13 protein-coding genes are annotated in these 11,363 nt (G+C 72.9%); 10 read left to right on the forward strand and 3 right to left on the reverse strand.

The features are described 5' to 3' along the window. On the reverse strand, positions 1-212 hold a 212-nt coding region (locus C1J01_RS40480), incomplete at its 3' end, for a DUF1015 family protein (protein ID WP_146615898.1). 164 nt (positions 213-376) lie between these two features. Here C1J01_RS40480 and C1J01_RS40485 point away from each other — a divergent pair. Then, positions 377-754 carry a tetratricopeptide repeat protein gene (locus C1J01_RS40485; RefSeq protein ID WP_438943179.1) on the forward strand — a complete coding sequence of 126 codons (378 nt, stop codon included), beginning with the start codon at positions 377-379 and terminating at the stop codon, positions 752-754. A gap of 66 nt (positions 755-820) precedes the next feature. Here the strand turns inward: C1J01_RS40485 and C1J01_RS40490 are convergent, their stop codons facing one another. After that, positions 821-1,261 (reverse strand): TipAS antibiotic-recognition domain-containing protein, encoded by a 441-nt coding sequence (locus C1J01_RS40490; RefSeq protein WP_111184355.1) that lies wholly within the window; start codon positions 1,259-1,261, stop codon positions 821-823. A 79-nt stretch (positions 1,262-1,340) separates the two neighbouring features. On the opposite strand from C1J01_RS40490, the gene C1J01_RS40495 reads away from it, so the two are divergent. Then, positions 1,341-2,312: an HAD-IIA family hydrolase gene (locus C1J01_RS40495; RefSeq protein ID WP_111184356.1), complete on the forward strand. Its 972-nt coding sequence runs from the start codon at positions 1,341-1,343 to the stop codon at positions 2,310-2,312. Positions 2,313-2,424: 112 nt separating this feature from the next. Here C1J01_RS40495 and C1J01_RS40500 read toward each other — a convergent pair whose 3' ends face one another. Beyond that, on the reverse strand, positions 2,425-2,772 hold the full coding sequence (locus C1J01_RS40500; RefSeq protein ID WP_111184357.1) for an SCP2 sterol-binding domain-containing protein: 348 nt from the start codon (positions 2,770-2,772) through the stop codon (positions 2,425-2,427). A 126-nt stretch (positions 2,773-2,898) separates the two neighbouring features. On the opposite strand from C1J01_RS40500, the gene C1J01_RS40505 reads away from it, so the two are divergent. From C1J01_RS40505 to murJ, 8 genes are all read left to right on the forward strand, one after another. Next, on the forward strand, positions 2,899-3,114 hold the full coding sequence (locus tag C1J01_RS40505) for a hypothetical protein (protein ID WP_111184358.1): 216 nt from the start codon (positions 2,899-2,901) through the stop codon (positions 3,112-3,114). Next, complete coding sequence (locus tag C1J01_RS40510; RefSeq protein ID WP_111184359.1) at positions 3,111-3,923, forward strand: TlyA family RNA methyltransferase; 813 nt, start codon at positions 3,111-3,113, stop codon at positions 3,921-3,923. The genes C1J01_RS40505 and C1J01_RS40510 overlap by 4 nt, the downstream gene beginning before the upstream one ends. Continuing rightward, on the forward strand, positions 3,920-4,819 hold the full coding sequence (locus tag C1J01_RS40515) for an NAD kinase (RefSeq protein ID WP_111184360.1): 900 nt from the start codon (positions 3,920-3,922) through the stop codon (positions 4,817-4,819). Before C1J01_RS40510 ends, C1J01_RS40515 begins: the two co-directional genes overlap by 4 nt. Positions 4,820-4,909: 90 nt before the next feature. Continuing rightward, on the forward strand, positions 4,910-6,619 hold the full coding sequence (gene recN, locus C1J01_RS40520) for a DNA repair protein RecN (protein ID WP_111184361.1): 1,710 nt from the start codon (positions 4,910-4,912) through the stop codon (positions 6,617-6,619). A gap of 74 nt (positions 6,620-6,693) precedes the next feature. Beyond that, positions 6,694-7,890 carry a putative cytokinetic ring protein SteA gene (gene steA, locus C1J01_RS40525; RefSeq protein WP_111184362.1) on the forward strand — a complete coding sequence of 399 codons (1,197 nt, stop codon included), beginning with the start codon at positions 6,694-6,696 and terminating at the stop codon, positions 7,888-7,890. Further along, positions 7,887-8,870: a copper transporter gene (locus tag C1J01_RS40530; protein ID WP_111184363.1), complete on the forward strand. Its 984-nt coding sequence runs from the start codon at positions 7,887-7,889 to the stop codon at positions 8,868-8,870. The genes steA and C1J01_RS40530 overlap by 4 nt, the downstream gene beginning before the upstream one ends. 1 nt (position 8,871) lies before the next feature. Beyond that, a complete protein-coding gene (locus C1J01_RS40535) occupies positions 8,872-9,735 on the forward strand; it encodes a hypothetical protein (RefSeq protein WP_111184364.1) in 864 nt (287 codons plus the stop codon). Positions 9,736-9,811: 76 nt separating this feature from the next. Beyond that, on the forward strand, positions 9,812-11,363 hold a 1,552-nt coding region (gene murJ / locus C1J01_RS40540), incomplete at its 3' end, for a murein biosynthesis integral membrane protein MurJ (RefSeq protein WP_111184365.1).

The following is an 11,363-nucleotide window of genomic DNA, read 5'->3' on the forward strand; positions in this document are numbered from 1 at the left end:
GTGGAGGGCTGGTGGGGGGAGCGGGGAAGGATGAGGCGGACGACATTGTTCGGATGGGAGTCGAGGAGGACCTCTACGTCGGCGTCCGAGATCAGGTCGTACGGCGGGGAGGTCACCTTGGCGGGATCTTCGACAGCGAAACGCACGCCTCGGAAGGGCCGTAGCACCAGTCCATCCGGTACCGGCAGTTCAGGAGTCCCCATACCGGGCATGCTCCCATAAGTGCTTGTGCCTTCCGGAAGTCGCCCCGTGGTTGTGGTCGCAGTCGTGCCGTCCCGGCAGTCAGGGCGGGGCGGGGGTCGCCGTAGCAGCGATGAAGGAGTCCTCCCACATGTGTCAAGATCGAAACGTTCACGGTGAAAGCTCGGGCGCTCCCATGGGCGGCGTTTACGACTGGTACCAGCGTGGGGTCAAGTTGCTCAAAGAGGGCAGTCCGGCCGCCGCGGCGGCCCTGCTGGAACGCGCCGCGGCGGCCGAGCCCGAATCCCGGAGCATCTTGGAGGCGCTGGCCCGGGCCCAGTTCAACTCCCGGCAGTATGTGGAGGCCGCGGCGAGCTTCCGGCAGATCGTGGACTTCAACCCGGCCGAGGATTATGCCTACTTCGGGTTGGGACTGTCGTTGTGGCGCACGGGAGACGTGGAGGGAGCCCAGGAGCCTCTCGCCATCGCCGTGGCCATGCGCCCGGACGAACGCCATTACGTGTCGGCGTTGAAGAGCGTTCGTGCCACCTTGCGCGCTCGCCGTGAGATGTAGTCATGGCTTCAGAGACACCGGGCGCCCGCTCCGCACGGCGAGGCCGGACGGGCGGCCCGGTGGTGCTCAGGCCTGGTGACGGGCGGCGTTGGCGGTGATGGCCGAGCGGAAGTACGCCGCCAGCCCCGCAGCCGTCGCGTCGATGGAGGCGGTGAAACGGGGATCGGAGACGTACATCTCACCGAGGCCGCGGTGGATCTCGTACGTGCACTCGTAGCACCAGCGCGTGATGTGGGCGCGGTGCTCCTCCGCCAGGTCCATGGCCTGCTCGCCGTCGGCGGGCAGGCCCGCGCGCATCGCGTCCGCCAGGCGCGCGCTGATGACGGCCGCCTCGGTCACGAACCGTTGCCAGTCCTCCTTCGTGTACGACGCCGTGCGCCGCGCCGAGTCGGCCCACGCCTGGGTGCCGCCCCAGCGCCGCTCGGCCTCCGCCGCGTGCTCGTCCGGGTCGAAGCCGCCGAACAGCTCCGCGCGCTCCTCGGCCGACAGATTGACAGATGTGGACATGCCGGATCCTTCCTGAAGGTGGGTACGACGGCGACGCTAAAGTCTCACGCGGCGTGAGAGTCAACCGGGAAGAGGGACTGTGCTGATCGACGGCTACGACACCCTGCTGCTCGACCTCGACGGCGTGGTCTACCTGGGCAGCCACGCGGTGCCCGGCGCCCCGGCCGCACTGGAGGAGGCCCGCCGGCACGGGGCGCGGCTGGCGTACGTGACGAACAACGCCTCGCGCACGCCGGCGGCCATCGCCGCGCACCTGCGTGAGCTGGGCGCGCCCGCGACCGCCGCCGACGTGGTGACCTCCGCGCAGGCGGCCGCCCGGCTGGTGGCCGAGCGCGTTCCGCCCGGCGCGAACGTGCTCGTGGTCGGCGGGTCGGGGCTGCGGCTGGCGGTACGCGAGGCGGGGCTGCGTCCGGTGTCGACGGCCGCGGAGGAGCCTGTGGCGGTGGTGCAGGGGTTCGCGCCGGGGCTGTCGTACGGGCTGCTGGCCGAGGGGGCGCTGGCGGTGCGGCACGGGGCGCTGTTCGTGGCCGCGAACCGCGACACCACGCTGCCGAGCGGGCGAGGGATCCTGCCGGGCAACGGGGCCCTGGTCAGCGTGATCGCCGTGGCCACCGGCGCCGAACCGGTCTACGCCGGCAAGCCCGACCCGCCGCTGCACCGCGAGTCGATGATCCGTACGGGCGCGCGCCGGCCGCTGGTGGTGGGCGACCGGCTGGACACCGACATCGAGGGGGCCTTCAACGCGGGCGTCGAGAGCCTGCTGGTGCTGACCGGGGTGGCGGCGGCCGCCGACGTGCTGACGGCGGAGCCCCGCCACCGGCCGACGTACATCGGGGAGGACCTGGGGGCGCTGCTCCTGCCGTATCCAGAGGTCCGCGACGGCGCCTGCGGCGGGTGGCGGGCCGGCTGGCAGGACGGGACGCTGCGGCTCGACGGCGACGGCAGCCGGATCGACGGGTTGCGGGCGGCCTGCGACGCCGCCTGGACGGCGGCCGGTGAGGGACGTATCGAGGGGGACGCGGTCAAACCGGTGCTCGACCGGATCGGGTGATCCTCGTACGGCCTTCCGGCCGGCCGGGGCGGGGAGGAGGAAAAGGGGCCCTTCTCTGGGGAGGTTTCGCTCGTCGCTGAAAACTCGTCGCTGAACTCGTCGGTGAAAGACGTCAGATGAGCCGGCGCAGGCGCATCAGGTCACTGAAGCTCGCATCGACCTTCACCCGCCCCCCGAGCAGCGCACGCGCCAGGTCGAGCTCCCCGTCGACCAGCGCGACCAGGTCGTCGCTCGCGATCGTCAGCTTGACGTCGGCGGCCTTGCCGTCCGGCGGCGGCTGCTCGGTGAACGGGTCGAGCCCGCCGTGGTGAAGCCGGCCGTAGAAGCTCACGTCGAGGTCGGACACCCGGCAGCTGACCGTGCGCTCGACGACGTGCTTGGCACGGTCCTCCTCACCGATCTCGTCGAAATGGGCGACGAGCTTGGCCAGTGCGGCCCGGCACTCCTCGACGCTTGCCATGATGCGTATCCTTTCTTCCCTTTACGGACGGTAGCGTTCCACATCAGTAGCACCCCCGTATGACCTTCAACGCGTGACACGCCTGCCGAGGTCCCGGGTGCTCGCGGGAGGCGTTACGGTCGAGTCATGAGTGAGCTGCCCGAGGAGACCGCGGACGCGCGGGTCGACGCCATCGTCGCCGGCCTGGCCCGGCTGGGCGAGCTGCCCGTGAGCGAGCACGTGGCCGTCTTCGAGGAGGCGTTCTCCGGGCTGGAGAGCACGCTCGCGGCCGTGGACGACGCGCAGGGCGAGCATACGACGGCGGGGCGGATGACGGACGCGGGGGTCCCGGAGCGCCCGTGAGCCGCAGGATCCGTCTCGACAGTGAGCTCGTGCGCCGCGGCCTGGCCCGCTCGCGCGAGCAGGCCGCCCAGCTCATCGAGGCCGGGCGGGTCAGCGTGGGCGGCCAGCGGGCCCGCAAGCCCGCCACCCAGGTCGACACCGCCTCCGCCATCGTCGTGGCCGCCTCCGACGACGGCCCCGACTACGTCTCGCGCGGGGCGCACAAGCTGCTCGGCGCGCTGGAGGCGTTCACGAGCCTGTCGGTGGAGGGGCGCCGCTGTCTCGACGCCGGCGCCTCCACCGGCGGGTTCACCGACGTGCTGCTGCGCCGTGGGGCCGCTCACGTGCTGGCCGTCGACGTCGGCTACGGTCAGCTCGCCTGGTCGCTGCGCAACGACGAGCGGGTGACCGTGATGGAGCGCGTCAACGTGCGCGACCTCACCCCCGACATGGTCGGCGAGCCGCCCACGCTGGTCGTCGGCGACCTGTCGTTCATCTCGCTGCGGCTGGTGCTGCCCGCGCTGGCCGCGGTCGCGGCGCCGAGAGCCGACTTCGTGATGCTGGTGAAGCCGCAGTTCGAGGTGGGCAAGGACCTCGTCGGGGCGGGCGGCGTCGTCCGCGATCCCGAGCTGCGGGCGCGGTCGGTACGCGACGCCGCGGCCAAGGCCGTCGAGCTGGGGCTGACCGTGCGCGGCGTCACCGCGAGCCCGCTGCCTGGGCCGTCGGGAAATGTCGAATACCTGCTGTGGCTCGGCAAGGGCGAGGGCGAGCCCCCGGTCGCCGACCTCGATGCCGAGATCCAGCGGGCCGTCGCGGAAGGGCCGCAATGAAACGCACCGTGCTGGTCGCCGTGCACACCGGGCGAGCCGCCGCCGTCGACAGCGCCCGGTTGGTCATCGACCGGCTGGTCAAGGCGGGCATCGCCGTCAGGGTGCTCGACACCGAGGCCGCCGAGATCGGCTGCCCGGAGGCCGAGGCCGTCCCGGCCGACCCGGGCGCGGCCAAGGACGCCGAGGTCATGTTCGTGCTCGGCGGCGACGGGTCGCTGCTGCGCGCGGCCGAGCTGGCCAGGGCGGCGGGCACGCCGCTGCTGGGCGTCAACCTCGGCCACGTCGGCTTCCTGGCCGAGGCCGAGGTGGCCGACCTGGCCGCGGCCGTCGACAACGTCGTGGCGGGCCGCTACGACGTCGAGGAGCGCATGACGGTCGACGTCATCGCCCGGCACAACACCAGGGTGCTGGCCGACACGTGGGCGCTCAACGAGGTCACCGTGGAGAAGCAGGGGCGCATGCTGGAGGTGGTCGCCGAGATCGACGGCCGGCCGCTGTCCCGCTGGGGCTGCGACGGCGTGATATGCGCCACTCCGACCGGCTCGACCGCGTACGCGTTCTCCGCCGGCGGACCGGTCGTGTGGCCGGAGGTGGAGGCGCTGCTGATGGTGCCCATCAGCGCGCACGCGCTGTTCGACCGGCCGATGGTGGTCTCGCCGCGCGCCACGCTGGCCGTCGAGATCCTGCCGGACACGCCGCGCGGCGTTCTGTGGTGCGACGGGCGCCGCAGGTTCGAGCTCCCGCCGGGCTCCAGGGTCGAGGTGCGCAGGGGCGCCGAGCCCGTCCGCCTGGCCCGGCTGCACGGCGTGGAGAGCACGGGCGCGCCGTTCACCGACCGGCTGGTCGCCAAGTTCGAGCTACCCGTTCAGGGCTGGCGCGGAAGGGCGCGACCCTGAGTCAATGGACAGGAGAGCGCGTAGGATCACGTGGGCATGGCGGGCCGCGCTGGCAGCGGCGTCAGACACGGCAGTGAACGGGAGTGGGCAGTGCGACCAAGGGTCGAGGAGGTCCGCATCCAGGGGCTCGGCGTCATCGACGAGGCCGTGCTCGAGCTATCCCCGGGCTTCAACGTGGTCACCGGCGAGACCGGCGCGGGCAAGACGATGGTCGTCACCGGGCTCGGCCTGCTGTTCGGCGGCCGGGCCGACCCGTCGCGCATCCGCCCGGGAGCGGACCGGGCGACCGTCGAGGGCACGCTCGTCATCGAGCCGGGCGGCCGCGTCGCCCAGCAGGTCGAGGACATCGGCGGTGAGGTCGAGGACGGCGAGCTGATCATCTCCCGCACCGTCTCCGCCGAGGGCAGGTCCCGGGCGTGGCTGGGCGGGCGATCGGTGCCCGTCGGCACGCTGACGTACCTCGCCGACGACCTGGTGGCCGTGCACGGTCAGATGGACCAGCAGCGGCTGCTGCAGCCGGCCAGGCAGCGCGCCGCGCTCGACCGTTATGCCGGCAACGCGCTGGTCAAGCCGCTGCGGGCCTATGCGCAGGCGTACAAAAGGCACAAGCAGGTGGCCGCGCTGCTGGAGGAGCTGACCACCCGGGCCAGGGAGCGGGCGCAGGAGGCCGACATGCTCCGCTTCGGCCTGGAGGAGATCGAGAAGGTCGACCCGAAGGCGGGCGAGGACGCCGAGCTGCGCGCCGAGGAAGAACGCCTGTCACACGCCGACGCGCTGCGCACCGCCGCGACGAGCGCCCACACGGCGCTGCTCGGCGACCCGATGGAGGCCGCGGGCGGCCCCCACGACGTCGTCTCGCTGCTGGGGGAGGCGCGGGCCGCGGTGGAGGCCGTACGCGACTTCGACGCCCAGCTCGCCGGGGTGGCCGACCGGCTGGCCGAGGCCGGCTACCTGATCTCCGACGTGGCCACCGACCTGGCGGCGTACGCCGAGTCCGTCGAGGCCGACCCCGCCCGGCTCGCGGCCGTGCAGGAGCGCAGGTCGGTGCTGTCGGGCCTGACCCGCAAGTACGGCGAGGACACCACCGCCGTCCTGACCTGGGCGCAGCAGGCGGCGGCCCGGCTGGCCGAGCTCGAAGGCGACGACGAGCGCATCGGGGAGCTGACCCGCGAGTACGACGAGCTGACGGCCCGGCTCACCGAGCTGGCCGCCCAGCTGACGAAGGTGCGCGAGGCCGCCGCCGAGCGGTTCGGCCGCGCCGTCACCGAGGAGCTCACCGCGCTCGCCATGCCCCACGCCCGGGTCGTCGTCCAGCTGAGCCAGAGCGAGGAGTTCGGGCCGGAAGGCCGCGACGAGGTCGAGCTGCGCATGGCCGCCCATCCCGCCGCGCCGCCGCTGCCGCTCAACAAGGGCGCCTCCGGCGGTGAGCTGAGCCGCGTGATGCTCGCGATCGAGGTGGTCTTCGCCGGCGCCGATCCCGTGCCGACGTTCGTGTTCGACGAGGTGGACGCCGGCGTCGGCGGCAAGGCGGCGGTCGAGATCGGGCGCCGGCTCGCCCGGCTGGCCCGCACCGCGCAGGTGATCGTGGTCACCCACCTGCCCCAGGTGGCGGCCTTCGCCGACCAGCATCTCGTGGTCGAGAAGGCTAGCGACGGCAGCGTCGTGCGCAGCGGAGTCGTCACGCTCAACCACGAGGGCCGTGTACGCGAGCTGTCGCGGATGCTCGCCGGACTCGAGGACTCCGAGCTGGGCCGGGCGCACGCCGAGGAGCTGCTGGGGCTGGCGGCAGCCGACAGGTGATTGCGGGTGACATAGTGGACACGCCGCGTAATGCGTGGCCTGCGCGCCGTTTGGCTCTGGCAGGATGGTCGTTGATGAAGGTTCCGGGAAGCAAGATGCCGGGCCTCCGTGGGCGGAAGGTCGGTGACCTTCCCGGTATAACGGCAGTGGCGAGGATCGACCGGCGCACCAAGAGGCTGACCAAACGCCTCCAGCCCGGAGAAATAGCGATTATCGACCATGTTGACGTTGACCGGGTCAGCGCGGAGGCTCTTGTCGCATGCGGAGTCGCGGCGGTGGTCAACGTCGCCGCGGGGATCAGCGGGCGCTACCCCAATCTGGGGCCCCAGATCCTGATCGAAGCCGGCGTGCCGTTCGTCGACCACGCCACCCCCGAGCTCTTCGAACGTGTCAAGGACGGCGACGTCGTGCGCATCTGCGACGGCGTCGTCCATCTCGACGACGACGTGGTGGGCAAGGGCGTCGAGCAGACGCCCGAGACCGTCGAGGCCGCCATGGCCGAGGCGCGCGCCGGGCTCGCGGTGCAGATCGAGGCCTTCGCCGTCAACACGATGGAATACGTCCGCGGCGAGGGCAAGCTCCTCATCGACGGAGTCGGCGTCCCCGAGATACGCACCCCCATGGAGGGCCGGCACGTCCTCATCGTGGTGCGCGGATACCACTACAAAGAAGACATCGCCACCCTGCGCCCGTACATCCGCGAATACCGCCCCGTCCTGGTGGGCGTCGACGGAGGAGCCGACGCGCTGCTGGAGGCGGGCTACCTGCCCGACGTGATCGTCGGCGACTTCGACTCGGTCTCCACCAAGGCCCTGACCTGCGGCGCCGAGCTGGTCGTGCACGCCTACCGCGACGGCAGGGCGCCCGGTCTCGAACGCGTCCACCAGCTCGGCCGCGAAGCGGTGATCTTCCCCGCCACCGGCACCAGCGAGGACATCGCCATGCTCCTCGCCGACGACAAGGGCGCCGAGCTGATCGTCGCGGTCGGCACCCACGGCACCCTGGAGGAGTTCCTCGACAAAGGCCGCGCCGGCATGGCGAGCACCTTCCTCACCCGGCTGATCATCGGGAGCAAGCTCATCGACGCCAAGGGCGTGAGCCGGCTCTACCGCAGCCGCATCACCACCTCGCAGCTGCTCCTGCTGGTGATCACCGCACTGATCACCATGGGCGTCGCGCTCTCCCTGTCGCCACTCGGCCAGACCTGGCTGAACGGCCTGCAGGACGTCTGGAACGCGTTCATCTTCTGGCTGGTCGGACTCTTCTCGTGATCGATTTTCGCTATCACCTCGTCTCCATCGTCGCCATCTTCCTGGCTCTGGCGGTGGGCATCGTGCTGGGCACCACCCTCCTGGAGGAGCCCGCGGTCAGGTCCGCCCAGGAGATGACCGCGCAGCTCACCAAGACCAAGGAGGAGCTGCGCGTGGAGATCGACACGCTGCAGGGCCGCCAGGCGGGCAACGACGCGTTCATCGACTCCGCGACGCCCGAGCTCGTCGCGGGGGAGCTGACCGGCCAGCGGGTGCTGCTCATCGAGACGCCGGGCTCCGGCACGGCCGTGCGCGAGTCGGCCGAGAAGGTGCTCGACCAGGCGGGCGCCGAGATCTCCGGGCGCGTCACGCTGACCGAGAAGTTCCTCGACCCCAAGGGCGTCGGCGTGCTCGACGGCCTGGTCAACCAGCTCAAGCCGGTCAACATGATCTTCCCGCCCACGGCCACCAGCTGGGGCCGCGCGTCCACGCTGCTCGCCTCCGCGCTCGTCACGACCGACCCGGCGCAGGCCGGCACACCCAACGCCGCCGCCGGTGACGTGCTCAGCACGTTCGAGGCGGGGGGCCTGCTCAGCGTCGAGGGCGAGCCGGGCGATCGGGCCACGCTCGCGGTGATGATCGCGCCCGAGCGGCCGTACGAGGGTGAGAGCGCCGAGGTCCAGGCCGGTGCGCTCGTCTCGGTCGCCGACGGCTTCGACGCGGCCGGGCGCGGCACGGTGGTGGCCGGCCTCGTGCCGCCCGTCGCCATGCCCGGCGACGTGATCGCCGCTCTGCGCGACGAGAGCGAGGTCTCCAAGCGCGTCTCCACGGTCGACATCGCCGACATGCCGCTGGGCCGCGTCGTCATGGTCTACTCTCTGCGGGAGCAGCTGGCCGGTCACGCCGGCCAGTACGGCGTGGGCCCGGGAGCCTCGGCGCCCATGCCGGCGCCGGCGGCGACCCCGTCCCCGACCCCGACCACCAGTGACTCCGGGAGCTGACATGCCTGCCAGCCGGGCCCGTGGCCTCCTCTACGCCCTCGCCGGCGCCGCCATCGGCGCGGTCGCCGCGCGTGCCGCCTACGCCGGGTTCACCCGCAACCGGCCGGCCGACCTGAGCAGCCGCTGGACGCGGAAGAACCACCGCGGCGAGCCCCTCACCCTGCTGGAGGGGCCCGCGTTCGTCGCCGGTTCCGGCGCCGCCGCCGCGCTCACGCCGGGCCTGCCCGGCCGCGTACGCGCCGCCGCGCTGCTCGCCGGCGCCGGCAGCGGCGCGCTCGGCGCCTACGACGACCTCTACGGCACCACCGACTCCAAGGGCTTCAAGGGCCACCTGAGCGCGCTCGCCCGCGGCGAGGTCACCAGCGGCGCCGTCAAGATCCTCGGCATCGGCGCCACGGGCCTGCTGTCGGCCGCGCTGGTGTCCAAGGGGCCCGCCGACACCCTGGTCAACGGCGCCACCATCGCGGGCGCCGCCAACCTCGCCAACCTCTTCGACCTGCGTCCCGGCCGTGCCATCAAGGTCGGCCTGCTCACCGGCGGGCCGCTGCTGGCCGCCTCGGTGCTGCGCGGCTCGCCCGCCGCCGCGGCGCTGGCCGCCGTCCCGCTGGGCGTCGCGGCCGCACTGCTGCCCGACGACCTCGGCGAGCGCGCGATGCTCGGCGACGCCGGCGCCAACTCCCTCGGCGCGCTGCTCGGGCTGGCCGCGGTCACCCGGCTCGGCAGGCCCGGCCGGTACGCCGTGCTCGGCACCGTCGTCGCGCTGACCGCCGCCGCGGAGAAGGTCAGCTTCACCAAGGTCATCGCCGGCAACCCCGTGCTCAACCGGATCGACATGCTCGGCCGCCGCCCGGCCGACCCTGTGTGACCCGCCGGCCGCGATTGTCGGTCCGGCCTGCCAGGATGTCTGCGTCAGCGTACGTCGGCGGATCTCTGGAGGCCCGGTGGGTGTGGTGACCGCGCGGGGCGTCGCGGGCGGGGCGATGCTCATCGGGGCGATCACCATCCTCGCGCGCGTCGCCGGCTTCGCCAAGCAGTACGCCTTCGCCCAGACCGTCGGCACCAACTGCCTCGCCACGGCCTACATGACGGCCAACCAGATCCCCAACATCGTCTTCGAGGTGGTCGCCGGGGGCGCGCTGGCCGGGATGGTCGTGCCCGTGCTCGCCGGCGCGGTCGACGAGGGCGCGCGCGAGCGGGCGAGCCGGATCGGCTCGGCGCTGCTCACCTGGGTGGTCGTCGTGCTCGTGCCGCTGGGCGTGCTCGTCGCGGTGCTCGCCGGGCCGGTCACCGGGCTGTTCTTCGGGTCGGGCGTGGAAGGCTGCGACAGCGCCTCGATGAGCGCCTCGATGAGCGCCGTCGCCACCCGCATGCTCGTCGTCTTCGCCCCCCAGATCCCCCTGTACGGCGTCGCCGTGGTGCTCTACGGCGTGCTGCAGTCGCACAAGCGCTTCGCCGGGCCGGCGGTCGCGCCGCTGGTGTCGAGCATCGTGGTCATCGTCGCCTATCTCGTCTTCGTGCCGCTCAGCGACGGTCTCAGCGTGCCCACCATGGAGGTGCGGCCCGCCGAGTTGGCGTTGTCGGTCGGCACGAGTCTGGGCGTGCTCTCCCTGGTGCTGGCCGTGCTCGGGCCCGTCGGGCGGCTGGGGCTGCGGTGGCGGCCCACGCTGCGCTTCCCCGACGGGGTGGCGGTCCAGGTGCGCAGGCTCGCGCTGGCGGGCGTGGCGGCGCTGCTGGCCCAGCAGGCGGCCATGGTCGTGGTGGTGCTGCTGGCCAACCAGGCGATCGGCAGCGGCGCCCTCGCCGCCTACAACTACGCGTGGGCGATCTACTTGGTGCCGTACGCGGTGCTGGCCGTGCCGATCGCCACCAGCGCGTTTCCCCGGCTGTCGGCGCAGGTGGGGGAGCCTGAGGCGTTCGCGGCGCTCGCGGCGCGCACGACGCGGGCGGTGGTGCTGGTGTCGGGGTTGTCCGCCGGGGTGCTGGCGGCCGCGTCCGGGCCGGGCGCGGTGGTGTTCCTGGCAGGGAAGAGCGACGTGCCGCCTGGGCAGCTGGCGGCGGCGATCGCGCTGTTCGCCCCCGGTCTGCTCGGGTACGGGCTCATCGCCCACCTCAGCCGGGTGCTGTACGCGGCGGGGCGGGGGCGGGCCGTCGCCACCGGGACCGTCGCGGCGTGGATCGTCGTGATGGTCGCGCAGACGGTGTTCGTTCTGGTGCTGCCCGACGCGTGGGAGATCGGCGGGATGGCGCTCGGGATGAGCGTCGGCATGAGCGTGGGCGGGGCGCTGCTGCTCGGGTCCGTGCTGCGGGCGCGGGGGCGCGCGGCCGTGGCCGGGCTCCCGCGGGCCGTGGGCGCTTCCGCCGCCGGGGGGCTGCTGGGCTTCCTGGCGGGAGCCGGGGTGGTGGCGTTGCTGGGGCCGAGCGGGCTGTGGCCCAGCGCGGGCGCGACCGTGCTGGCCGCCGTGGTGGCGCTGGGTGTGGGGGCGGCGGTGGTGG

Origin of the sequence: Nonomuraea aridisoli (assembly GCF_003236395.1) — a bacterium.
Classification (GTDB): Bacteria; Actinomycetota; Actinomycetes; order Streptosporangiales; family Streptosporangiaceae; genus Nonomuraea; species Nonomuraea aridisoli.